Annotated in this window: 19 protein-coding genes and 1 riboswitch; of the genes, 11 read left to right on the forward strand and 8 right to left on the reverse strand. The window is 53.9% G+C overall.

The genetic code is table 11. The annotated features are described in order from the left end of the window. Positions 1 to 20: 20 nt before the first annotated feature. The gene (gene gap / locus OES20_04425; GenBank protein ID MDH3633932.1) at positions 21 to 1,016 is read right to left on the reverse strand and encodes a type I glyceraldehyde-3-phosphate dehydrogenase; all 996 of its coding nucleotides are present in this window, start codon (positions 1,014 to 1,016) and stop codon (positions 21 to 23) included. Between the two features lie 30 nt (positions 1,017 to 1,046). Next, a complete protein-coding gene (gene tkt / locus OES20_04430; protein MDH3633933.1) occupies positions 1,047 to 3,047 on the reverse strand; it encodes a transketolase in 2,001 nt (666 codons plus the stop codon). A 280-nt stretch (positions 3,048 to 3,327) separates the two neighbouring features. On the opposite strand from tkt, the gene metK reads away from it, so the two are divergent. The 3 genes from metK (at position 3,328) to OES20_04445 (ending at position 6,829) form a co-directional block, all read left to right on the forward strand. Further along, positions 3,328 to 4,494 carry a methionine adenosyltransferase gene (gene metK / locus OES20_04435; GenBank protein MDH3633934.1) on the forward strand — a complete coding sequence of 389 codons (1,167 nt, stop codon included), beginning with the start codon at positions 3,328 to 3,330 and terminating at the stop codon, positions 4,492 to 4,494. 81 nt (positions 4,495 to 4,575) lie between these two features. Continuing rightward, positions 4,576 to 4,648, forward strand: a riboswitch (S-adenosyl-L-homocysteine riboswitch). Positions 4,649 to 4,664: 16 nt separating this feature from the next. Further along, a complete protein-coding gene (ahcY, locus tag OES20_04440; protein MDH3633935.1) occupies positions 4,665 to 6,083 on the forward strand; it encodes an adenosylhomocysteinase in 1,419 nt (472 codons plus the stop codon). Positions 6,084 to 6,097: 14 nt separating this feature from the next. Beyond that, entirely contained in the window at positions 6,098 to 6,829 is a 732-nt protein-coding gene (locus tag OES20_04445; protein ID MDH3633936.1) for a 16S rRNA (uracil(1498)-N(3))-methyltransferase, read from the forward strand. A 224-nt stretch (positions 6,830 to 7,053) separates the two neighbouring features. Here the strand turns inward: OES20_04445 and OES20_04450 are convergent, their stop codons facing one another. From OES20_04450 to OES20_04475, 6 genes are read right to left on the reverse strand one after another with little or no spacing between them, the layout of a single operon-like run. After that, entirely contained in the window at positions 7,054 to 7,539 is a 486-nt protein-coding gene (locus OES20_04450) for a chemotaxis protein CheW (GenBank protein ID MDH3633937.1), read from the reverse strand. Positions 7,540 to 7,551: 12 nt separating this feature from the next. After that, on the reverse strand, positions 7,552 to 13,869 hold the full coding sequence (locus tag OES20_04455) for an Hpt domain-containing protein (protein MDH3633938.1): 6,318 nt from the start codon (positions 13,867 to 13,869) through the stop codon (positions 7,552 to 7,554). A gap of 8 nt (positions 13,870 to 13,877) precedes the next feature. Continuing rightward, the gene (locus OES20_04460; GenBank protein MDH3633939.1) at positions 13,878 to 16,025 is read right to left on the reverse strand and encodes a methyl-accepting chemotaxis protein; all 2,148 of its coding nucleotides are present in this window, start codon (positions 16,023 to 16,025) and stop codon (positions 13,878 to 13,880) included. Positions 16,026 to 16,058: 33 nt separating this feature from the next. Beyond that, positions 16,059 to 16,592 carry a chemotaxis protein CheW gene (locus tag OES20_04465; protein MDH3633940.1) on the reverse strand — a complete coding sequence of 178 codons (534 nt, stop codon included), beginning with the start codon at positions 16,590 to 16,592 and terminating at the stop codon, positions 16,059 to 16,061. Between the two features lie 10 nt (positions 16,593 to 16,602). Beyond that, positions 16,603 to 16,986, reverse strand: a complete 384-nt coding sequence (locus tag OES20_04470) for a response regulator (protein MDH3633941.1) — start codon at positions 16,984 to 16,986, stop codon at positions 16,603 to 16,605. A gap of 36 nt (positions 16,987 to 17,022) precedes the next feature. After that, complete coding sequence (locus OES20_04475) at positions 17,023 to 17,373, reverse strand: response regulator (protein MDH3633942.1); 351 nt, start codon at positions 17,371 to 17,373, stop codon at positions 17,023 to 17,025. 370 nt (positions 17,374 to 17,743) lie between these two features. On the opposite strand from OES20_04475, the gene gshB reads away from it, so the two are divergent. The 8 genes from gshB to OES20_04515 all read left to right on the forward strand — a co-directional run bounded on the left by gshB (position 17,744) and on the right by OES20_04515 (position 24,439). After that, the gene (gene gshB / locus OES20_04480) at positions 17,744 to 18,700 is read left to right on the forward strand and encodes a glutathione synthase (GenBank protein MDH3633943.1); all 957 of its coding nucleotides are present in this window, start codon (positions 17,744 to 17,746) and stop codon (positions 18,698 to 18,700) included. Next, positions 18,673 to 19,683 (forward strand): FAD:protein FMN transferase, encoded by a 1,011-nt coding sequence (locus OES20_04485; protein ID MDH3633944.1) that lies wholly within the window; start codon positions 18,673 to 18,675, stop codon positions 19,681 to 19,683. The genes gshB and OES20_04485 overlap by 28 nt, the downstream gene beginning before the upstream one ends. A 55-nt stretch (positions 19,684 to 19,738) precedes the next feature. Then, the gene (locus OES20_04490; protein MDH3633945.1) at positions 19,739 to 20,629 is read left to right on the forward strand and encodes a TonB family protein; all 891 of its coding nucleotides are present in this window, start codon (positions 19,739 to 19,741) and stop codon (positions 20,627 to 20,629) included. A gap of 9 nt (positions 20,630 to 20,638) precedes the next feature. Continuing rightward, positions 20,639 to 21,205, forward strand: a complete 567-nt coding sequence (locus tag OES20_04495; GenBank protein MDH3633946.1) for a YqgE/AlgH family protein — start codon at positions 20,639 to 20,641, stop codon at positions 21,203 to 21,205. Then, positions 21,198 to 21,611, forward strand: coding sequence for a Holliday junction resolvase RuvX (gene ruvX, locus OES20_04500; GenBank protein ID MDH3633947.1), 414 nt, complete (start codon positions 21,198 to 21,200; stop codon positions 21,609 to 21,611). Before OES20_04495 ends, ruvX begins: the two co-directional genes overlap by 8 nt. Before the next feature lie 77 nt (positions 21,612 to 21,688). Continuing rightward, complete coding sequence (gene pyrR, locus OES20_04505) at positions 21,689 to 22,198, forward strand: bifunctional pyr operon transcriptional regulator/uracil phosphoribosyltransferase PyrR (protein MDH3633948.1); 510 nt, start codon at positions 21,689 to 21,691, stop codon at positions 22,196 to 22,198. Then, complete coding sequence (locus OES20_04510; GenBank protein ID MDH3633949.1) at positions 22,188 to 23,165, forward strand: aspartate carbamoyltransferase catalytic subunit; 978 nt, start codon at positions 22,188 to 22,190, stop codon at positions 23,163 to 23,165. Before pyrR ends, OES20_04510 begins: the two co-directional genes overlap by 11 nt. Continuing rightward, positions 23,162 to 24,439 carry a dihydroorotase gene (locus OES20_04515; GenBank protein MDH3633950.1) on the forward strand — a complete coding sequence of 426 codons (1,278 nt, stop codon included), beginning with the start codon at positions 23,162 to 23,164 and terminating at the stop codon, positions 24,437 to 24,439. The genes OES20_04510 and OES20_04515 overlap by 4 nt, the downstream gene beginning before the upstream one ends.

Genomic DNA, 24,439 nt, shown 5'->3' on the forward strand with positions numbered 1-24,439 from the left:
AGCGTATCAGGAAACCGGTTCTACTCTGCGATGACACGTGCCATTTCAACAACCTTGCAGGAATAACCCCACTCATTGTCATACCAGGAAATCAGCTTGACGAAAGTATCATCCATTTGAATACCGGCTTCCGCATCGAATGTCGACGTACAGGCTTCGCCCTGGAAATCAGTCGACACTACCTTTTCCTCGGTATAGGCAAGCACACCCTTCATCGGGCCTTCGGACGCACGCTTCATCGCCGCACAAATATCTTCGTAACTGGCGCCGTTTTCGAGTTCAACCGTCAAATCAACCACCGAAACATCGGAGGTGGGTACGCGAAATGCCATGCCGGTCAGCTTGCCGTTGAGTTCCGGCAGCACCTTGCCGACGGCCTTGGCGGCCCCGGTCGAGGACGGAATAATATTCTCAAGAATACCGCGCCCCCCGCGCCAGTCCTTCATCGAAGGACCGTCGACGGTTTTCTGGGTTGCCGTCGCCGCGTGCACGGTTGTCATCAAGCCGCGCTTAAGTCCGAAGTTATCATTCATAACTTTGGCAATCGGGGCCAGGCAGTTAGTGGTGCAGGATGCGTTCGATATGATTGCTTCACCGGCATATCTATCATCGTTGACCCCGAAAACGAACATCGGGGTGTCATCTTTCGACGGCGCCGACATGATGACCTTGCGGGCACCCGCGTCGATATGTTTCTGGGCGGTTTCCTTGGTTAGAAACAAGCCGGTCGCCTCGATCACTATATCTACCTCGACTTCGCCCCATTTCAAATCCGCGGGATCACGCTCTGCCGTCAGGCGAATATTTTTACCGTTTACGACCAGCGTGTTACCTTCGACCGCGACATCACCCTTGAACCTGCCGTGTACCGAATCAAATTTAAGCATGTAGGCCAGGTACTCTGGTTCGAGCAGGTCGTTGATAGCGACGACTTCCACATCGTCGAAATCCTGAGCTGCGCGAAAAACCATGCGTCCGATTCGACCAAAACCATTGATGCCGAGGCGAATTGTCATTTGAATATCTCCTTTAGTAGTTTAAAAAATCTAATCTGTGCCCAGCAGGTTGCTGACCGCTTCCACCACTTTATCGACGGTAAAACCGAAGTAGGCAAATAATTCCTTGGCCGGCGCCGATTCACCAAAGGTGTCGATGCCAATAACAACCCCGTCCATACCAATATATCGATACCAGCCCGTGGTGACCGCCGCTTCGACCACAACGCGAGCACTGACATCAGGCGGCAGGACCGAATCACGGTAATCTTGCGGTTGCCGGTCAAATACCGCGGTACAGGGCATCGAGACCACGCGTATATTTTCGTCCACCAGCGCATCAGACTCGTATGCGGCAACCGCCAGCTCAACTTCGGAACCGGTGGCGATAATGATCGCGTCCGGAGTACCCTCACAATCACGCAGAATGTAGCCGCCGCGTACAATGGCTTCAATCTGTTCCGGGCTGCGCGCCTGGTGCTTCAAACCCTGGCGTGAAAACACCAGGCAACTGGGTCCATTGCTGCGCTCAATCGCTGCTTTCCAGCTAACCGCCGTTTCGACCGTATCGCAGGGGCGCCACAGATGCATGTTGGGGATCATGCGCAAGGACGGAATATGCTCCACTGCCTGGTGCGTCGGGCCATCTTCGCCGAGACCGATCGAATCGTGGGTATACACGAAAATACTCGGTATTTTCATCAGGGCGGCCATGCGAACCGCATTGCGTGCATAATCGGAAAACACCAGGAATGTCGCTCCAAACGGGATCAGGCCGCCATGCAGCGCAATACCATTCACCATTGCCGACATGCCGAATTCGCGTACACCGTAGTTAATGTAATTAGCGTCCGGTAATTCCGCGCGCATTGGCCGGTACCCGGACCACTCGGTACCGTTGGAACCACCCAGGTCTGCCGAGCCTCCAAAAAGTTCGGGCAGCAAAACGGAATAACTTTCAAGCGTTGCCAGCGAAGCCTGGCGAGTGGCCTTGTCCTCCGCCGCTTCATCGAGCTCGGCAATGAATGATGCTGTGGCCTCATCCCAGTTTGGCGGTAACTCGCGCTTGACGCGACGTTCGAATTCAGCGGCCAGTTCTGGATATTCTTCCCGGTAGGCATCAAATTTCTGCTGCCAGGCATCTTCATGGGCCTGTCCGGCATTGCGATGGTCCCAGCCCTGGTAAACCTCTTCGGGGACCTCGAACGGTGGGTGCTCCCAGCTGAGTTCGACCCGCGCGAGTGCAACCTCGTCTTCGCCGAGCGGCGCGCCATGCACGGCATGTCCGCCCGCCTTGTTCGGCGCACCGAAGCCGATAATCGTCTTGCAGCAGATTAAAGACGGTTTGGCGGTGATTGCCCGTGCTGCTTCTATCGCGATCTTGATCTCGTCCGGGTCGTGCCCGTCAACTTCGACCACGTGCCAACCATAGGCTTCAAAGCGTTTCGGGGTATCATCGAGGAACCAGCCTTCCACCTTGCCATCGATCGAGATACCGTTGTCATCCCAGAACGCAATCAGTTTGCCAAGGCCCAGGGTACCCGCGAGTGAACAGGCTTCATGAGAAATACCCTCCATCATGCAACCGTCGCCGAGGAAAACATAGGTGAAATGATTAACGATATTAAAATCGTCGCGGTTAAACGTGGCCGCAAGCACACGCTCCGCTATCGCCATGCCAACGGCATTGCTGATGCCCTGTCCGAGGGGTCCGGTCGTGGTCTCAATCCCCGGTGCGTAGCCGTGCTCTGGGTGTCCGGGCGTTTTCGAGTGCAGCTGGCGAAAATTCTTGAGGTCTTCGATGGTGACATCGTAGCCGCTCAGGTGAAGCACCGAGTAAGCCAGCATCGAACCATGTCCGTTTGACATCACGAAGCGGTCGCGATTACTCCAGTCGGGGTTTGCCGGATTATGCCGCATGAAGTCGCTGTAGAGGACTTCGGCGATATCAGCCATCCCCATCGGAGCCCCCGGATGCCCCGAATTGGCCCTCTGCACAGCATCCATGCTCAAGGCGCGGATTGCATTCGCAAGCAGTTTACGTGATGACATCGGTTGCCCTCAAAATCGGTTTAGTGCATTTAACTTTTTGATTATTATTGGCTTTTCCTTGCCTATGCATAATTGACTAAAACCTCGAGTCAAAAACACATGTTCGCCGCGACGCCTACACCGCCGACAAGGCGCGATATTCTCCCCTAAATGGAAATTGACGGCAACTCATAAAATTTATATCGGTATTCACCATAAATAACGATACTTACGCGAAGCTGTTAATTTTCATCGCGTTCCCTATAATGCCCCTCTTTGTTACCTGGGTTGGGAGATTAGAATGTCGGGTTCATATATTTTCACATCCGAATCCGTATCCGGCGGACATCCGGACAAGATGGCTGATCAGATTTCTGACGCGGTCCTTGACGCGCTGCTGGAAAAAGATCCACGCTCCAGGGTAGCCTGCGAAACGCTGGTCAAGACCGGCATGGTGCTGCTGGCAGGTGAAATCACCACCCATGCCGAGGTCGACATGGAAGCGCTGGTACGCGATACCGTTTGTGAAATCGGTTACGACAACCCGGAATGCGGTTTCGACGGCAAGACCTGTGCCGTTCTCACCGGCCTCGGCAAGCAGTCCAGCGATATCGCGATGGGCGTCGACGAGGGCAATGAAAAGGAACAGGGCGCCGGCGATCAGGGCCTGATGTTCGGCTACGCCTGCAGCGAAACCGACGTGCTGATGCCGGCACCCATCACCTACGCCCATCGCCTGGTGCGTCGCCAGCACGAAGTTTTCAAATCGGGCGAACTGGACTGGCTGCAGCCCGACGCCAAGAGTCAGGTTACGCTGCGTTACGAGCATCACAAGCCGGTTGGTCTCGAGGCCGTGGTATTGTCGACCCAGCACAACGAGTCGGTCGACCTGGCAACCCTGCGCGAGGGCGTGATCGATACCATTCTTAAGCCGATACTTCCGGAGGCATGGATCGCGCAGTGCAAGAACGAAAACATCCACGTCAACCCGACCGGACGCTTCGTCGTCGGCGGACCCGTGGGTGACGCCGGTCTGACCGGGCGCAAGATTATCGTCGATACCTATGGCGGCATGGCGCGTCATGGTGGCGGTGCCTTTTCCGGCAAGGACCCCTCCAAGGTCGACCGCTCGGCAGCATACGCGGCGCGATACGTGGCGAAAAACATCGTCGCCGCGGGCATCGCCGAGCGCTGCGAAGTACAGGTTTCGTATGCGATCGGGGTTGCCGAACCGACCTCGATCAGCGTCGATACCTTCGGCACCGGCGTTATCGCCGACGAGCGCATCATCGCGCTGATTCGGGATCATTTCGATCTGCGCCCCAAGGGATTAATCGAGATGCTGGACCTGCTGAAGCCGATATACAAGCCAACCGCGGCCTATGGCCATTTCGGTCGCGAAGATCTCGACCTGAGCTGGGAGCGCACCGACAAGGCCGATGCGTTGAAAGCCGACGCGGGTCTGTAGCCGATAGCAGTAATCAAGACCAATCCAAAATTGACAGTGTGACGTATATCGATACAATATTACGCCCCCTTAAAGGGGACTGTGTGCGAGGAGCGCTGCGACAGCCCGTCTGCCAGGCTCGCCCACAGGTCAACACCAACGGCGCTCATAAATAGATCTGGAGATTATTTATGAGTGCTAACGCCAAAGACGTTATCAAACAAAATTTCGCAGTTGCAGACCTTGCCCTTGCGGCCTGGGGTCGCAAGGAAATCGCTATTGCCGAGACTGAAATGCCCGGCCTGGTTTCGCTGCGTGGAAAATACGGCAAGGACCAACCACTGAAAGGCGCCCGTATCGCGGGTTCCCTGCATATGACCATTCAGACAGCGGTTTTGATCGAAACCCTGGTCGCCCTCGGTGCCGAAGTGCGCTGGGCTTCCTGTAATATTTTTTCCACCCAGGATCATGCGGCGGCGGCCATCGCAGAATCGGGTGTACCGGTATTCGCCATCAAAGGTGAGTCGCTCGAGGATTACTGGCAGTACACCCACAAGATCATGGAATGGCATGACGGTGGTACCCCCAACATGATTCTCGATGACGGTGGCGATGCGACCATGCTGATCAACCTCGGCAGCAAGGCCGAGCAAGACATCTCGGTGCTGGACAATCCTGGTACCGAGGAAGAGGAAATCGCGTTCGCGGCGATTCGCGCCAAACTCGCCGAATCGCCCAACTGGTACTCGAACATCCTGCAAAACATCCGGGGCGTTACCGAGGAAACCACCACCGGCGTGCATCGTCTTTACCAGATGCAGGCGCGCGGTGAATTGCCGTTTCCGGCCTTCAACGTCAACGATTCGGTCACCAAGTCCAAGTTCGACAACCTCTACGGTTGCCGTGAATCGCTGGTCGACGGCATCAAGCGCGCCACCGATGTCATGATCGCCGGCAAGATTGCGGTGGTTCTGGGTTACGGCGACGTCGGCAAGGGTTGTGCGCAGTCACTCAAGGGCCTCGGCGCTACCGTACTGGTCACCGAGATCGATCCGATCTGCGCGTTGCAGGCAGCAATGGAAGGTTTCCGCGTGGTTACCATGGACGACGCCTGCAAGGAAGCCGACATCTTCGTCACCGCAACGGGTAACTTCAATGTCATTCGCAAGGATCACATGGAGCAGATGAAGGATCAGTCGATCGTTTGCAATATCGGCCACTTCGACAACGAGATCCAGGTTGCCGAAATGAAGAGCTACGATTGGGAAAACATCAAGCCGCAGGTCGACCACATCATCTTCCCCGACGGCAGACGCATCATCCTGCTGGCCGAGGGCCGGCTGGTCAACCTGGGTTGTGCTACCGGACATCCGAGTTTCGTGATGTCGAATTCGTTCACCAACCAGGTGCTGGCCCAGATCGAGATCTTCTGTAATCCGGGCAAGTACCAGAACGAAGTCTATGTCTTGCCGAAGCACCTGGATGAAGAGGTCGCGCGCCTGCACCTTGACAAGATCGGCGCGAAGTTGACCACGCTAAGTCAGGAGCAGGCCGACTACATCGGTGTCAAGGTCGAAGGTCCCTACAAGCCCGAGACTTACCGGTACTAGCCAGCACCCCGTACATGCGGATTTCCCGCGTCTACATCGAAACCGAGCTTGTCGTCGGTGAGGAAATAACCCTCGACAGGCCTCAAATTCATTACCTCGAGCACGTGCTGCGCCTGAAATCAGGCGCAGCATTGCTTTTATTTAACGGGCAGGATGCAGTTGACTACGAGGCAGCACTTGTAATCGAGGGCAAACAGCACAGGGCCATTATCAACGCGGCAATACCTTTAACCACCGAGTCCAACCTGGATTGCGAAATAATACAGGGGCTGGCGCGCGGCGATCACATCGACTGGATGATCCAGAAAACCACCGAGCTCGGGGTTAACAGGATCTCGATGTTTAATGCGCAACGCACCCAGTCTCCGATGAAACCGGTGCATCTCCAAAAAAAGCTTGGGCACTGGCATCGCGTTGCTATCAGTGCCTGCGAACAAAGCGGACGGGCGGTCGTTCCAACGCTCGAATTTTACGTTGACCTGGAGCAGGCTGTCGCAGCCTCGAACGGAGCCACGAAATTACTGCTCGATTTCGACGGCGACCCACTCGCTTCGATAGCGCAACCTCCAGGTTCATCGATATCGATGCTGCTCGGCCCGGAAGGTGGGCTTTATCCTGCGGAAATTGAGATCGCCAGGGCTGCCGGTTTTGTACCGGCCAGGCTGGGCCCACGGGTGTTACGCACCGAAACCGCGGCCACGGCAGCACTTGCTATCATCCAGTCAAATTTCGGCGACCTGTCCTGACCTTACCCAGGGGAAAACCTCATCCACAAAAGACGCTCCCAAACGGCGCAAGCGCCGGGTGGTCCATCCATGGAATCGCTTAGAGCGCGGCATCCCTGCCGCGCTACACTTTTGTGGATGAGGTTTCCGCTGGGCGGTATCTGTAAAAGGAACGATACCGATAGTTCAGGGTAACTTGAGTCACGTCCCGTCAATCGACCCTATCAGATACTGATGGGCTGGTTCTAAGTCGCCAGCTCTTCGAGCCGGCCCGGGTTGAATTCAAGCTTGAGATCGCCAATGATTTTATCGAGATTCGGGATTACCCGGCCAAGTTGCTCGTCATCGACCCGGGCGAGCAAATATTCGCTCATTCCCTCGTCACTGCCCGCTTCCATACTATCGGCTTCGGCCAGGTAGGCGCGCGGAATATCCTGCATTTGAATTCCAAGATAAGGAAGGTCCGGATCTCTCTGCGGATTGTAGATAATCGCAATCCTCGCGCGCGGTCCTGTTTGCGCTGCACTCACGTCACACATTTGTTCGACCGTAACCACCGGGATGTATACCCCGCGCCATAGCACGACCCCGGCAAACCAGTCGCTGGTATCGGAAAGCTGGCGCGGTGTCGAATAGCCAATGATTTCGGCAACCGCCGAGTTCGGAACTACCAGATTAAGCGATGTCAGGGGCAGCAGCATGCAGCGCACCGATTTTTTCTTTTCGTCCATGGGCCTGAACCTTTAACCCGCGCCCAGTGCAGTTTGAATATTCTCTATCAATTCTTCTTCCTGGTATGGCTTGCCCATGTAGTTATTCACCCCGATTTCAAAAGCGCGGTCGCGATGTTTTTCCCCGGTACGCGAGGTAATCATGATAATCGGGATCCTGGAAAAGCTTTCCTCGTTTTGCATATGCGTCGCCAGTTCAAATCCATCCATGCGCGGCATTTCTATGTCCAGCAACATCACATCCGGACGCAAGTCCTGTAGTTGAGCAAGCGCGTCCACACCGTCCTTGGCGGTAACAACTTCGTAGTTGTGACGTTCAAGCAGTTTACTGGCAACCCGGCGCATCGTAATCGAATCATCGACGACCATGACCACGTTGCGCTTTTGCGTTCCGCTTTCGTCTTGCTGTTGATACACAATTTTGACAGCGTTCGACACGCTGTGTCTTATCAACCCGTTGATATCAAGAATCAGAACAATGCTGCCGTCGGCAAGAATACTCGCTCCCGCAAGACCCTTGACCTGGCTCAGTTGTTTGCCCAGCGATTTAACCACGATTTCACGGTTACCGAGAATTTCATCGACGTGTAAAGCAGCCCGAACATCTCCTGCGCGACTAAAAATAATCGGTAGTTTTTCAGCTTCACTGGCGGGTTTGAACGGGACACCCCCTTCCACCAGTTCTGACAGGCTGTGCAACGCGAACTGTTGTCCCGCATATTCGAGTTCGGGTTTCTCCTCGCGGTAATAGCCCAGCACCTGGCGTGCTTCCAGGCGGGTGATTCCTTCGATATTCATCAGCGGAATCGCATAGATCTCCTCACCGGTGCGCACCAGGATAGCCTGGTTAATCGAGAGCGTGAAAGGCAGACGCGCGATAAACGTCGTTCCTTGTGGATTGGTTTCAATCTGCAGGGTTCCACCCAGTTGCTTGATTTCAATATCGACGACATCCATCCCCACACCCCGCCCCGATAGCTGGGTCACGTGTTCGGCGGTACTGAAACCCGGTTCGAGGATGTACTGAACCAGATCCGCGTCAGACGTCTGGTGCTTCCTGTCGAGCAATCCCAGCTGAACTGCTCGACTGCGCACCTTTTCGATATCCACGCCGGCACCATCATCACTCACACGGATGACGATATCAGAGCCATCACGCGTAATGTCGATGGCAATCTTCCCGGTTTCCGGCTTTCCCTTTTTTACCCGTTCTACCGGGGTTTCGATACCGTGCGACAGGGCATTGCGAATAATATGCTCGAGTGGTGCAACCATGCGATCAAGCACCTTGTTGTCGACCTCGTTTTGTTCACCCGTAATGAGAAGATCGGCCTTCTTGCCCAGTTCCTGGCTACTTTGTCTGACTAATCGCCGCAGCCTTGACAACAGTCCCGAAAACTTGACCATGCGGCTTTTTATCAAGCCATCCTGCAGGTCCGTGTTTACCCGGGATTGCTGTAATAACAGTGTCTCGGAATCCCTGACCTGCTCACCCAGCATGGCCTGCAGACTGGACAGGTCATTGACCGACTCACTCAGGGAACGCGACAACTCCTGGATCATCGTGTAGCGATCCATCTCTAGCGGGTCAAATTCACCCCTTTTCACAGACTCGGTACGATGGCTGAAATGAATCTGCGCATCGGTTTCGGCCTCGAGACTACGCAATTGCCCCTTGAGACGGGTGATGGTTTGTCCCAGCTCGCCGAGGTGTGAACCCAGACCCGCGATCTGCTGTTCCATGCGCGCGCGGTAAATACTGACCTCACCCGCTGAGCTTACCAGGTTGTCAAGGAGGTCCGAGCGAACCTTGATGACATCCTGGGAAGGGCGTTCCAACGTTGAAAGTGGTTCTCCGGGTAAATTTTCGCTGACGATATCGATATCCTCACTGTCCATATCGAAGTTGTCTTCTGCATCCGTTTCGTCAAATCCGTTATCGGCATCACCACGACGCAATTCCCTGAGAAATTCAACCAGGCGTTCGGATTTACTGGTCTCCCGTCCTTCCTGGGCTTCGATAACCTGTTGATGCAGCAGATCGAAACAGTCTTTCAACAGCTCGATCAAATTATCGTTCTTCTCGACCCGTCCATCGATAACCGCGATGAACATTGATTCCATCTCGTGCGAAAGGTCACTGATTTCCTTCAGCTCGGCCATGCGCGCGCCGCCCTTGAGTGTATGCAGGTAACGCTGCAGTTCCATCACCGCGTTGTAGTCCTGGGTTCCCTGCTCATCTGCTTTCTGTTGCGACCACTGGTGCAAGGTATTGTCACTCATTTCCAGCAATTCATTCGCTTCGTCGACGAAAATGCTCAGTAACTCGTGATCCTGTTCCCTGTGCACATCGTCGCCCAACATCGTCAAGGTATCGATGAAGTCACGGGCTGGTTCTGCTTCGTCTTCAGGTATTTCAACCGTATGTTCTTCAAAATCCTCCGCCAGTGCCTTGAAGCTTATCGCGAGATCTGCGGAAATATCCGGCAGCTGCCGGCTGGTAACCAATTCCTGGGTCATGCGGGAGAGCGCAAGCTGACCTTCACGGTAGAGGGCCACAATTTCATCATCGAGCGCCATTTTCTGCGAGATGGCTGATTTCAGGGGTTTTTCCATCAAGCCCGCGAGTTCGCCGATCGTACGTATATCGGCGGTACGCGAGGCACCGTTAATCGTGTGCAGCGCTCGATATATTTCTTCACCGGGAACTAGTTCGTGGATCTGTTCGGCATGATCAAGGGCGAAACTTACTGTGTCGAGGTGCTGTTCTACCTCTTGTTGGTAAATGATCAGAAGTTCCGGGTCCAACGACAGGTCGGTTGGTTCTGGCTCCTCTTGGTTTTCGGGCTCGATCGTCCCTGCCCCTTCTCCAGGCATTCGGCTCTCTTTCGTTTCGACGAAAGGGTCGTGGGGGGTCTCCTGTTCGGCTTCCAGGGTTTCCGGGTTTTCGATTTCTGCTAAAGCTGGCTGCTCTGGTTCTTCTTCTGGCTCCGCGATGCCCTGGGCCACTTCTTCTTTCGACCCTGCGCTGTCCTCGACCACTTCCCCGGCTTTCGATTCCGCTGGCTCCAATGCCCCGTCCACGGACGCATCCTCGGCCGTTTCCTCGGTCTCCGGTACATGCCCGGCATGCTCTTCAGCTGTGGACGACTCCAGGTCTATCACTTCCATCCCGGCCGACGCATCGACCGATTCTTCAGGTATATCCGGAACCTCGTCCGCTGTTTCGACGGCGAAAGATTCGCTGTCTACCTGATCATTTTCGTCTTCGTGGTATTCGGCAGCTGCCGCATCGATACCCTCGTCCGTCGCGGCAGCTTCCCCTGGAACCCGATTCTCCCCTACAACCTGGCCGTCTAATTCATCATCAAAATCATTGCCCAGGAAATCTTCGCCGATTGCCTCGATCCTAATGGCTTCCCTGGAAACGGGCTCGACGTCGTCAAGCTCCAGCGCCTTTATCTCGTCCGCTTCGCTACCGGTCTGGTCGTCGATCTGACTGCCGTAATCCGTTGCCTGCAGGTAATCCTCGCTGGAATCCGATGATTCAGATCCGCCAGCAGCCTTGGTAGCGTTAATCTCATCCAGGATTGTCCTTTTATGCACCAGCTGCGTATCATCGAGACCAGAATCTTCATCAAAGTCCAGAAACTCTTCGCCCTCGTCTCGAACTTCCTCATCGTCGACCTCGAAATTCGTCGGATCTACTCGCATGGTATCGGGTTCAATTTGCTCGAGAATCATGTCATTCAATCTGTCCGGTGGAATGACCTGCGTGGTTGCACCCAGATCTATTCCCGGCAACTCGGTTTCATCACCATCAGTGATCCGGTCATAGGGCGATTCGATCGCAGTGTCGGTCTGGGTGTGATCGATCAGCACCTGTTCAGCCTTGAACTCCGCCAACGCCCGTGCCAGGCCTCTCAAATAGCCGATATCAGCCGTGGGCGATTCCGAGGTCTTGAGCTCACGCACCATTTCCTTCAATGCCCCGGCTGCCTTGCCGACTGCCTCGATCGACCGTTTGCCGGGAGGAATCGTTTTGTCGATAATCCGATTCAACAGTTGTTCATAATCCCAGGCAAACTCTCCCAGCTTCATTGCACCGACCAGGCGCCCGCTGCCTTTTATCGTATGGAAAGCGCGACGAATGTTTTTTACCGCATTCTCATCTTCCGGATGCAGCAACCAGTCCCGTTGCAGGCGCGCGATATTCTGCGCTTCTTCCTCAGCTTCCTCCAGGTAAATCTCGAGAATTTCCGGGTCACTACCCGGCTTAAGCACATCCAGTTCGTCAATTACAGGCTGGACTTCAAAACGGTCATCGGGCGGCACCACGGTTGCCTCAATCCCTGTCTCCGTCAACACGGTCGAATCGCCTGTCGCCTGATCAAGGACAGCACCGACATCGATCGGTTCTGCAGCAGTCTCAGAATCACCGGTATCAACTGAATCAGGGCCTGGCTCAATCGTCTCACCCGGCGTGACCGGAGTTTCCGATTCAACCGCAGCTTGAACACTTGCGATCGTCTCGTCAGCATCGGCAACCGGCACGGGCATTTCCTCGATAACCTCCTCGTCCGTGGCTTCGTCTATAACGACCAGTAGTTCCTGGCTTGTTTCACCCTCGGCCCGGATATGAACCCCGGATAACAATTCCTGCAGTTGCACATCGGCAAAGTCGAGAATATTGGCAGCATCACTACGGTGTTCACCCAGTGCTTCGAGATAGTACTCGAGGCTAACCACGACCTGCGACAGGGCATCGAGCCGACTGGCCTCCATGAATTCGACAATGTCGTAACCCTTGAGATAAGTCAGCAATCCATCAATTACCGCTACCGCACGCTGCTGGTTCAATAACGCCAGTGCTCCGTGAGACTCTTCCATCAGGGCTACACACAGATCAATGTTTTCGCTACGGCTGGGATCCTTGATAAAATCTAGAATCGCATTCTTGGTTTTCTGGATGTCGTCAAGTGTCGCGGTGACAACCGCCGTTAATACGCTATCAAGCTCGTAGTCTCTCGAAGCATCGGCTTCTGACCTGGGTTGCTCCGCACCAACCGGCTGGCGTTTTTGCATTTGCTCGAGGGCCTGCTCAACCTGCAGAAGTTCTGCGGCCATCGACAGCAGCCGTTCTTCATCGGCGACCTGGTTTCCGGCCAGGATATCCTTGACGACATCAATTTGTGCTTCGATCAGTTTTCGTTGCGAACCCAGTCCAACCATCGCCAGCGTGTCGGAAATGACATGCATTTCCTGGGGTAGATCTTTTAGCGCCTCAACTTTCGACAAGTCCCCGTTGACATACACTTCGAGTGTCGACTTTACTACCTCGATATCGGCTTTGACCGCCTCTGCAACTGTTTTCAACAGCGCCTGGTTGGGGCCCGCGATGTTACTCAAAACCTCGCTGCGCACAGATTCAGATGGTAGAAACTGCTCAAGCCGATAGGCAGTCTTTATCGCTTTCGCCTTTGGTCCATCGCACTCAGGCTGAGCAACATAAAATAAAAAATTCTTGATCAGCTCGATCGGCTGGCGCTGCAGTAAACCGCGCTCACCGATGATCAGGATTACCCTGAACAGGGCATCGACCTTACCCAGCAAATTCTTTATCGATACTCCGAGCTCAAGCTGCTGGCGCGAAACAGATTCGATGAGCGCTCCCACTATCCACCAGATACGGGCAATCTGCTCCGAAAAAGAACGCTCTTCCAGGGTTTCACAAATCTTTTCCAGACGCTTCAGGCCCTCCTCGACCGACTGGTCCTTGATGATATTCAACAGCGCCAGTTGATAGGCCGGACGTAACTTCTTCACCAGCAGTTTGGATGCCTGGTTGCTGTCGTCATCGATTGATTCAACTTCGGCCTCTTCCTGATGCATGGAAAGATCGGGTAAAAACAGCAGTTTCTCGGAAAATAAATCCTGGTCTCTGACCGCGCGTATATCGTTTAAAATCGGCAATATTGCGATTGGTATGTCGCGATGTCCTGACTGAATATGTTCGAGGTAATCGGGTAGCTGCAGAACCGCCCGCAGCATTATCTCGAGGGCCTGTTCGCCCTTTTGCTGCTTGTTGTCGATAATGAAATCTGCCAGCGAAACCATTTCCTCGGTCAGCATTGCGGCGCCATATTGCTCGATCATCACCAGTACGCCCTGGATAACGTCTAACCTTTCCTTGATGCGCGACATCAAGGTACTGTCATCTTCTTCGATATAAAGCTTTAGATCAGTCTTGATGTCAGACAGGTTGTCATCGATGGATTTTTTAACCCATCCAAGCGCACTGTGTTTAATCGAATTTTCCGCCGAATCCATCGAATCGCCTATTCGTCGGGCTCAGGCTGTAATCCCAATGCGGCTAAATCATCGGAATCGTGCACAATGGTACTTTCGAGCGAGTCGACGCCGGGGAGCTTGAAGCCGGCAACCGAAGTCTGCATTTCCTTGACCATGGCCGAGAGTTCGCCAATCGAGCCTGAAGCCTTATTTGCGCCTTCCGAGGTCTTGGCGGTTATTTCCTGTATCACGTCCATGGTTTCGGCAATTTTCACGCTCTCCTGGGCCTGGTCACGCGTTGAATCGGATATCTCCAGGATTCGCTGTGCCAGGTTCATCGATACTTGCTCTATCCGGTCCAGCGCGCCGCCCGCGTTCTCGGTCAGGCTGGCGCCTTTTACAACGTTAGCCGTACTTTGTTCCATGGAAACCGTGGCCTCGTTGGTATCCGCCTGTATCGTTTTCACCAGGGCCTCGATTTGCTTGGTGGCATCGCCGGTGCGTTCCGCAAGTCTCTGCACTTCGTCCGCCACAACCGCAAATCCGCGACCCGCCTCACCCGCCATCGACGCCTGGATCGCGGCATTTAGAGCAAGAATGTTCGTCTGATCGGATATCTCGGTGATCAGGTTTACGATGTCACCGATTTCCTGTGACGACTCACCCAGTCGCTTGATACGCTTGGAGGTTTCCTGTATCTGCTCACGAATGGTCTCCATACCGTCGATAGTTTGCCGCACCGTCTCGCTGCCCTTGTGCGCAATACTGACAGACTTGCGCGCCACCTCGGCCGAATCAGATGCACGCTCAGACACCTGCGACATCGACCTTGAAATTTCGGTAATCGCGTTACTGGCCGTGGTTATCTGTTGTGCCTGGGCTTCACTCGCCTCGGCAAGTTCACCCGTCATATTCTGGGTATTACGCACCGCGGTCCGTACCTGGTTTGCGGTATTGTTGATGGTACCGACCAGGTCGCGCAGCGCATCTATGGAGTAATTTACCGAGTCTGCGATGGCGCCGGTAATGTCTTCGGTTACCGTTGTATGCGTCGACAGGTCACCATCGGCAAGGTTAGTCATTTCATCAAGTAGTCGCAGAATTGCGCGCTGGTTTTTTTCATTCTGCTCCCGGGATTCCGTCAGGCTGGCCTGCGATCCACGCGCGATAATCACGATCAGTAACAATAATAATAGAACTGCAATTAAGCCCAGGACATAGCCGAACAGAATATAGATTCTCCCGGCTTCGCCGCTGCGTTCGAGAACCTGGTTTAGCTCGCCCGAGGCGGCTAGCAGCAACGGACTCAATTCATCGATTTTCAACGCCGCTTCGTGTACCTTGAAAATCTGTGCTGAATTTTCGAGTATCTCGCGCACATTCTTTCTGACCACCGAGTAAAGATCGGCAAACTGCAACAGGTTACCGATCACGGTTGGCCCGGTGAACTTGTTGATGCCCTGCGAGGCATCGCCTTCAAGCATCGCCAGCAACTGGGCTTCTATCTGGGTTGCGTCCGCAGAGAAGCGATCCGCTGCCGCCATTACCACTTCCCCGTCGTTGAGTATCTGGTTGAGACTGTGTTCGATGCTACGCACCAAGATAACCTGGCGTGCGGCGACTGCAATATTCCTGCGCGGCGCACCTGACTTGACCAGTTCATCCACGACCCGGTCGGACAGCGACATAAGCTCCGGTAGGGATTCATTGATTTGCGTGACATAATCACTTACCGTCGCAATCGACGATTTGGCTGCTACCACGGTAGCGATGTGCTTGTCATAATCATTCCAGAGCGACTTCAAATTCGAGAATTCAACCGAAAACTCCTCGGGTAATGGCGGCAATGCCTGCGTTAAATCTCCATTGTTGAATTTATCAAGCGTATTGAGGTAGCGATTCTGGTTCTCTCCCAACCGATCGAATGCCTGCTGCTGACCCGCGGCTGCTTCCAGTGCATTAACCGCAATTTGCTGGGATATAACCTGTTGCTCCGAGGCGATAGTGGTGTAGAGTTTATTCTTGCGCGCCTGGCTGCTTTCAATACTGAACATTGCGACCATCGCCAGCACCGAGATAATCAGCAAGGCACCTACGGCAACCGCTTTTTTATTGAAAGTGCTCCCCTGACGCACAACAGTCGAGACAGGACCCGATTTACCGCCGGGGAAAAAATGTTTAATTTTATTGAACACTGCTAATGCTTCCTCGAAACCTCAATAAACGTGCTAAACAACGCGCAGAAAATGTTCAGCCCGGGTTAGTTTCTTGACACTGAACACGTTCCAGCGACGTACCTGATCCACAAATATTCCCGACAGGTAGGCGCCAATCGTACCAGCGTCCTGCATGACTTCCTGCTTGTGTTCCTCCGGTTTGAATCGTCGCAGTCCAAAAACTTCGTCCACCAGCAATCCCGCAACCACGCCCGACTTATTGATCACCAGGATCCTGCTTTCCTTGCGAATCTTGGTGGATTCACCATAAAGAAACTCGTTCATATCGAGTACCGGCATCAGGTTACCACGAACGTTTGCCAGGCCCTTGACCCAGTGTGTTACCCCGGGTACGCGGATCGTTTCCGGCGGGGGCAAGATTTCACTGACGTCATCCATCTTTGCCAGCAGGGGGGTATCTCGTATCAGGAACCCGATGCCTATCCAGTCGTCGACAACCGTCTTGGCCACGGGCAAACCAGCGGAGTTTTTGCGACAACGCGAATCAAGTTCTTTCAGTAATTCGAATGGTGATGAAATGGGCATCGGGTTTCGGTCAGTCTTCGTAGCTGCGATCGAAACCCAGAACCTTGTTAATACGTTCGATCAAGTCCCGTTCCTCCGCCGGCTTGACGATGTAATCCTTCGCACCCTGGCGCATGCCCCATATCTTGTCGGTTTCCTGGTCCTTGGTGGTTATGATGATCACCGGAATTGTCGAAGTTGCAGGATTACGGCTTAGATCACGGGTTGCTTGAAAACCATTCTTACCCGGCATGACCACGTCCATTAATATGCAATCGGGCTTGATCTCAATTGCTTTCTCGATACCCTCTTCCCCATTTTTGGCAACCGACACTTCAATATCATTATTCAGAAGCATGCTTTTGAAAACGTGAACCTCCGTCGGGGAATCATCAATTATTAAAACATGCGTCATTCTAAACTTACCTCAAGCTCCGTTGACCGTTTCCGTTTAGCCGACATGCGTCGTTATCGCATTGATCAGATCTTCCTTGGAAAAGGGTTTGGTTAAGTATTTTTCTGAGCCGACTATGCGCCCGCGTGCACGATCAAAAATACTGTCCTTGCTGGACAGCATGATGACCGGGGTTGCCTTAAAGGTTTGATTATTTTTTATCAGCGCGCAGGTCTGGTAGCCATCCAGTCGCGGCATCATAATGTCAACGAATATAATGTCTGGCCTGTGCTCGGTTATCTTGGCCAATGCCTCGAAGCCATCGATCGCGGTAACGACCTCGCAGCCCACTTTTTTCAACAGGGTTTCAGCACTGCGTCGGATGGTTTTGCTATCGTCGATCACCATCACTTTTACATTAAGGTTGACCGATTCCTGTGCTCCATCTGCTGTCTGAGACTCGGTGTTCACGTAACCCCCAGGGATTATAAGTGGAGTTTCCCCACATTATCAGGACTAGATTATATGGATATTTATATGTTAAACCAGTGATTTAATTAGACTATATGATGTAATTTCTACGATTTTGGGCAGATATTCACTGGCTATTTTTTAAAATTCCATTACCCTCAAAAATAGTTCAATAATGAGGTTTTAACAAGCGGCATTAGCACGGATCCGCCTTGCGAAAACGCGATATATTAATGTGCCCGGGCGGATTAGTTCAGTAGAATTCCCCAGGCCGCATCCGAATCGTCAAACATAAACATTCTCTCCCATGCCTAAAGTTCACAAGCTTGGAATCGTGATGGACCCGATTGAATCCATCAAACCCTGGAAGGACTCAAGCTTCGCTATATTGCTTGAGGCACAGGCGCGCGGCTGGCAGATATTCTACTTTGAACTCGGCGATATATTCATGGACAACGGTATTGCCCGGGGGCTCTACCAGACACTCACGCTTTACGATGACAACCAGCACTGGTTTGATTACGGCGAGGCCGGTCGCTGCCGACTGGATGAGCTCGACGTTATCTTGATGCGCAAGGATCCCCCCTTCGATCTGGAGTATATTTATGGAACCTATATCCTCGAACAGGCGGAGGAAAACGGTGTGCTGGTAGTGAACAAGCCTGCTAGCCTGCGCGACTGTAACGAAAAACTGTTTACCCGTGTCTTTCCCCAATGCTGCGTTGATACCCTGGTCAGTCGTAATCCGGAGATTCTCAAGGGCTTTATCGAGCAACACCGGGATATTATTATCAAACCGCTGGATGGCATGGGTGGCCAGTCAATATTCCGGGTGCAGGCCGGTGATCCAAATACCAACGCAATCATCGAGGCCGTGTCAAAGCATGGTCGATCGCAAACCATGGTGCAGCTTTATATTCCCGAAATCCGGGACGGTGACAAGCGCATTTTGCTGGTCGATGGCGTAGCCATACCCTACGCGCTGGCACGCCTGCCGGCTGCAGGTGAGCATCGCGGAAATATCGCGGCCGGAGCCAGCACCCGCGGACAGCCCCTGACCGAGCGTGATCAATGGCTATGTGAACAGATCGGTGACGAGTTGCGCAGGCGCGGCCTGCTGTTTGTAGGGATCGATGTCATCGGTGATTATATTACCGAAATCAACGTTACCAGCCCAACCTGCATCCGCGAGCTGGACCGCGATTTCGATATTAACATCAGCGCAGAACTCTTAGAGTGCATCGAGCAACGCTTTTCAGTCTAAGCTGCCTGTTTTTACTCGTCTTCAACCTTAGCGGCTGCGAACCCCGACAGCATCTGGTTGAACAGCATTTACTCGAGTTCGGTACCATCATCAAAATCACGATGATCACCGACGATCTGAACCATGCCGAGCATTTGCTCAGCGAGATCGAGCGACGACTCCACCAACAGCACCAGCAATGGCACGCCTGGGAAGAGAGTGAGCTTACGCGCTTCAATACAGCGCTGGAGCAGAATTCGAGGGCCGATGTGCCCGCGAGCCTGGCCCCGTTAATAGAATTGAGCCGGTACTATTACGATGCTACCGGTGGCCTGTTTAATCCCGCACTCGGCAAGCTCATAGCCGCATATGGATTTCACGGCAGCGCAGCCGACCTGGGCAAGGTTGCCGAGATCAAGCGCGATATCCCTGGTATGGACGATTTAACATTCGTCGGCAATTCAGCCATCAGCAATAATCCGCACCTGCGCATCGACCTGGGCGGAATCGCCAAGGGCTATGCGCTGGGATTAATCCGTGCCTACCTCGACGAAAATGGAATTGACAACTATATCGTAAACGCCGGCGGTGATATGGCGCTCGCGGGGAACCGGTTTGGTCGTCCCTGGCGAGTCGGCATTCAGAATCCGTTCGCTCCAGGCGTTGTTGCAAGCCTGGAAATCGAGGGCAGGAAAAACCTGTTTACCTCGGGGAATTACGAACGACGCTACCGGCAAGGTGAATTTCGTGCGCATCACATCATCGACCCGCGCAGTGGCGAACCTTCTAGTGGACGAAGTTCGGCAACGGTTCTCAGCGACGACCCGGTTCGTGCCGATGTCGCCGCAACTGCATTAATGATCGACGGCTCCCGGGAACTGGCGTCATCACTACGTATCGAAGACTTCATCGTGATCAGCGAAGCAAGAGAAATCATGCTAAGCCGGTCTCTTGCCAACAAAATCAAAATTGCGGTTTCGTGGCCAGCCACTATTATCAACTAGTACAGAACGATTTACTGGTGATAGCGACCTAATCTTGGCACAATAGACTTCCAATATGGCACAAGCTCAAGCAATCCGACCCCGGATCTCTGCTAGTGATCGCCTCGGCTTCACTCTCTTTCTAGCCCTCACGCTGCATGCCATCGTGGTGCTCGGCGTGGGTTTCAAGCATTCGGATCGCAGCAACGTGGAACCCTTACCCAGCCTTGATGTCATCCTGGCAAATTCCAAAACCATCGAGATGGTTGAAAATCCCGATTTCCTGGCCCAGGAAGACCAGGCAGGCGGCGGCAGTGCCGAGGACAAGGCTCGTCCCGGAGCGCCAGTTTCGTCCCCGACGCCGGTGGATCAGAAAGGCCTGTCTGACCAGGATCGTGCCGAACTGCGCAAGCAACAGCTGGCAATCAGCAAGCTTTATTACCTGACCCAGTTAGAATCCGATAACCGCGCAAACCGTCAAAAACAACAACACGCCCAGGATACAGACAACCAGGAAACCAGTGAAACCGAACAGCGTCAAACCAGGATAGCCCGCCTGCAGGCCGAAATCAGGCAGATGGCGATCGATTACGCCAAACGACCCAAGATCGTAACGCTGACCGCAAGTACGCGTAAGGCGGCTGAAGCGAGCTACCTGAATTCCTGGGTAAAAAAGATCGAACACACCGGAAATTTGAACTATCCGCACGAAGCCAGACTCAAAAACCTTGATGGTCGTTTACGAATGAGTGTCCGAATCAATGCAGCAGGCGAAGTTCTCGACATGCAAATCACGAATTCGTCCGGCACCACCTTGCTGGATGAAGCCGCCAGGCAAATCCTGCGCATGGCACAACCCTTCGCCCCGTTTTCCGACGCACTGCGGGAACGCGCGGACCAGATCGTTATCATTCGGACCTGGGACTTCAAAAGCAATCGATTTAGAACCAAAAGCGGAGTAAGCTAGAGCCTGGACATGTCACAGCAACCTGCCAGTCTTGTGGATAAATGCCTGATCGCTACACCCGCGATCAAGGACCCGATTTTTGCCTCCAGTCTCATTTACATGTGCGAGCACAATGAAAATGGCAGCATGGGGCTGGTGGTCAACCATGAAACCTCACAGGTTCTGGACGATATCTTCCAGCAACTGGATATCAGTTGCGAGGATGACGTCATTAAAAACCAGCCTGTTTTTATCGGTGGCCCGGTGCAGCTCGAGCAGGGTTTCGTGCTGCATTCCAGCGAGGGTCGATGGCAGAACAGCATCGAAGTCTCGTCCGGTATCAATCTAACCAGCTCATTAGACATACTCCAGGCAATCGCCAATGGAAAGGGCCCGCAGGATTACCTGGTAATTCTTGGATTTTCGGGCTGGGCCTCGGGTCAGCTCGAATCGGAGCTGCAACAAAATTCATGGCTGACATCCACCTGCAATCCTGACCTCCTGTTCCACGAAAAGCCAGAAGATAAATGGCAGGTCGCTTTCGACACACTGGGCTTCGATATCAATATGCTCTCGCCCGTGAGCGGGAATGCCTGATCAGTTAAAGACGGTCATGGGATTTGATTTTGGCACTGACTGGATCGGTGTCGCCATAGGACAGACCCTGACCCGGCAGGCCCGACCGCTCAAAGCGGTAAAAAACAACGACTGGAAAAGCATCAAACGACTCCTGGAAGACTGGCAACCTCAAAAACTGGTCGTCGGACTGCCGCTCAGCATGGTTGGACAGGATCAGGAGATGACTGCCAGCGCAAAACGTTTCGGTCGTCAGCTTGAGGGTCGTTTCGGAATTGATACCGCGATGGTTGACGAAAGACTGACGACCCGCGAGGCTTACCAGATAGCAATCGAGAATCAGAGCAACAAGACCAAACCGGAAATCGACAGCCTGGCCGCGGCGTTGATTACCGAGTCCTGGCTGCAAAACTATTCCGAGGACTGAGATTGTCACCCGGATATTACTGTTTTCACAATGGATTTATGCTATAAAGCCACCGCAATTAGTCAAGCGGAGCTCGCGTGTCCCTACCTTCAGTTGAATCGCTGATCGAAAAGCTGGCCCAGGCACTCACTCCCTATTTCACTTCCCAGTCCCAACCCGTCATTGTCGGCATCGAAACAGGCGGAGCCTGGATCGCCGAGCACCTGCAGAGACGCATTGCCCCGGAAGCCGAGTTCGGCCGACTTAATATTTCCTTCTACCGCGATGATTTTACCCGCACCGGACTGCATCCAACCGTACGGCCGTCGAGCCTGCCCACCAACATCGACGACAGGACGATCATCCTCGTTGACGATGTTCTGCAATCGGGTCGCACCGTGCGTGCTGCCATGAACGAATTGTTCGACTATGGACGCCCCAGGCGAATCGTACTCGCGATCCTGATCGATCGTGGCGAACGTGAAATACCCATACAGGCGGACGTGGTAGGCGATACCATCAAGCTCGATTCCGGCAGTCATATTAAGCTCGAGGGACCGGAACCCCTCAGGCTGGTCATAAAAACCCTGGAGAACCATGCCAAGTAACAATATCCAGTTCGACGACAATGGCAAGCTCCAACATTTTCTCAGCATCGAGGGTTTGAACCAGACCATACTGAACGAGATACTGGATACCGCCGATTCATTTACCTCGGTTACCGACCGCAACATCAAGAAAGTTCCAATACTGCGCGGAAAAACAGTCGCCAACCTGTTTTTCGAGGCGAGCACACGTACGCGATCGACCTTCGAACTCGCTGCCCAACGCCTGTCGGCGGACATTCTGAGCCTCAACCTCGACACCTCGGCAACGGTCAAGGGTGAGTCACTGCTCGATACACTGCAAAACCTGGAGGCCATGCAGATCGACATGTTTGTTATTCGTCACCAGGACAGCGGCAGCGCCCATTTTATTGCGCAACATGTGCGTCCAGGCGTATCGGTTCTCAATGCGGGTGACGGGCAGCATGAGCATCCAACCCAGGCGATGCTCGACATGTATACGATTCGTCACCACAAGCAGGATTTCAGCAACTTGCGTATCGCGATCGTCGGCGACATTTTGCATTCACGCGTGGCACGCTCGCAGATACACGCGCTAAACCTGCTCAATACCGCCGAAGTACGCGTCATTGCTCCCCGTACTCTCCTGCCGATGGATACCGAGTCCCTCGGAGTTTCGGTTTACGAGGATCTTGAACAGGGTCTCGACGGGGTCGATGTCATCATCATGCTGCGCCTGCAGAAGGAACGCATGCGCGGTGCCCTGCTCCCCAGCGAAAAGGAGTACTTCCGCAAGTTCGGCTTATCGCAGCAGCGCCTGGAACTTGCCAAACCCGATGCCATCGTCATGCACCCGGGACCGGCAAATCGCGGCATCGAAATTGAATCGAGCGTGATGGATGGCAACCAGTCGGTCATTCTGCAGCAGGTCAGCTTCGGAATCTCGGTACGCATGGCGGTCATGTCGATGATCGTCGGTCAATCCGGCCTGCAATCAGGTGACACATGAGCCTGAGAATTAACAATGGCCAGGTCGTCGATCCACTGGAAGCGACGGTACGCAAAACAGATCTCTTTTTGCGGGATGGAAAAATTGTCGGCATCGGTTCAGCACCAAAAGGCTTCAAGGCCAGGCAAACCATCGACGCCACCGATCACTGGATACTGCCTGGTCTGATCGATTGCCAGGCGCGTTTACGTGATCCCGGCGAACCGGAAAAAGCCAATATCGAGAGTGAAACAGAAGCCGCGATCAAAAACGGCATCACCAGCCTGTGTATTCCTCCCGACACGCAACCACCGATTGACAATTCGGCCACTGTCGAACTGATTCATCACCGCAACGAAATGTTCGGCCACCAGGCGCGCATATACCCGATTGGCGCAATAACTCGCGGTCTCGGCGGCGAACAGCTCAGCAACATGGCGAGCCTGCGTGCCAACGGCTGTATCGCGTTCAGCAATGCCAAGAGCCCGTTTGCCAGTAACCTAGTGCAACGTCGCGCCATGGATTATGCCGCGGGCCAGCAGTCCCTGGTTATTATTCAGCCGCTCGACCACGATCTACTGGGGAACGGTTGCGCACATGAAGGCGCCATCGCCACCCGACTCGGCTTGCCCGCGATTCCCGAAGCCGCAGAAACCGCTGCACTCGCAAAGGATATCGAACTGGTCGCACAAACCGGCGCGCGTACGCATATCGGACAGCTATCCTGTGCACGCTCGGTCGACATGGTTCGTCGCGCCAAGGCCAAGGGATTACCGATCACTGCCGACTGTGCAATCCATCAACTTTTCCTGACCGATCACGACATCGGAGATTTTGACAGCAACATGTTCACGATTCCGCCACTGCGCAGTCAGTCCGACCGCGATGCTTTGCGCGAGGGGATCGCCGACGGTACCATCGATTGCCTGTGTTCGGATCACCAGCCGCACGAGGTTGATGCCAAGCTAAAACCCTACCCTTCTGCCGAATCCGGAATCAGCGGGCTCGACACCTTGTTGGCATTGGCATTGCGCCTGGTCGAAGAAGATGTCGTTTCGCTGCCCGAAGTAGTCGCCAATTTGACTCTTAACCCTGCGCTCATTCTGGGCCTGCCCGGTGGCAGGATCGGCATCGACGAAGTCGCGGATCTGATTATCGTGAACCCGGGGTCGCACTGGATCTGCAGTGCCAGCAAGTTCATTTCCAAGGGCAAGAATACCGCGTTCGAGGGCTGGGATTTCAACGGCAGCGTGACCCACACCCTGGTCGACGGCGCCGTAGTTTACACCGCATAG

Source organism: Gammaproteobacteria bacterium (genome assembly GCA_029862005.1).
Lineage (GTDB): Bacteria > Pseudomonadota > Gammaproteobacteria.

Coding starts and splice junctions, on each gene's coding strand:
- gap (MDH3633932.1), bottom strand. CDS start 1,016: ATGACAATTCGCCTCGGCATCAATGGTTTTGGTCGAATCGGACGCATG.
- tkt (MDH3633933.1), bottom strand. CDS start 3,047: ATGTCATCACGTAAACTGCTTGCGAATGCAATCCGCGCCTTGAGCATG.
- metK (MDH3633934.1), top strand. CDS start 3,328: ATGTCGGGTTCATATATTTTCACATCCGAATCCGTATCCGGCGGACAT.
- ahcY (MDH3633935.1), top strand. CDS start 4,665: ATGAGTGCTAACGCCAAAGACGTTATCAAACAAAATTTCGCAGTTGCA.
- OES20_04445 (MDH3633936.1), top strand. CDS start 6,098: ATGCGGATTTCCCGCGTCTACATCGAAACCGAGCTTGTCGTCGGTGAG.
- OES20_04450 (MDH3633937.1), bottom strand. CDS start 7,539: ATGGACGAAAAGAAAAAATCGGTGCGCTGCATGCTGCTGCCCCTGACA.
- OES20_04455 (MDH3633938.1), bottom strand. CDS start 13,869: ATGGATTCGGCGGAAAATTCGATTAAACACAGTGCGCTTGGATGGGTT.
- OES20_04465 (MDH3633940.1), bottom strand. CDS start 16,592: ATGCCCATTTCATCACCATTCGAATTACTGAAAGAACTTGATTCGCGT.
- OES20_04470 (MDH3633941.1), bottom strand. CDS start 16,986: ATGACGCATGTTTTAATAATTGATGATTCCCCGACGGAGGTTCACGTT.
- OES20_04475 (MDH3633942.1), bottom strand. CDS start 17,373: ATGGTGATCGACGATAGCAAAACCATCCGACGCAGTGCTGAAACCCTG.
- gshB (MDH3633943.1), top strand. CDS start 17,744: ATGCCTAAAGTTCACAAGCTTGGAATCGTGATGGACCCGATTGAATCC.
- OES20_04490 (MDH3633945.1), top strand. CDS start 19,739: ATGGCACAAGCTCAAGCAATCCGACCCCGGATCTCTGCTAGTGATCGC.
- OES20_04495 (MDH3633946.1), top strand. CDS start 20,639: ATGTCACAGCAACCTGCCAGTCTTGTGGATAAATGCCTGATCGCTACA.
- ruvX (MDH3633947.1), top strand. CDS start 21,198: ATGCCTGATCAGTTAAAGACGGTCATGGGATTTGATTTTGGCACTGAC.
- OES20_04510 (MDH3633949.1), top strand. CDS start 22,188: ATGCCAAGTAACAATATCCAGTTCGACGACAATGGCAAGCTCCAACAT.
- OES20_04515 (MDH3633950.1), top strand. CDS start 23,162: ATGAGCCTGAGAATTAACAATGGCCAGGTCGTCGATCCACTGGAAGCG.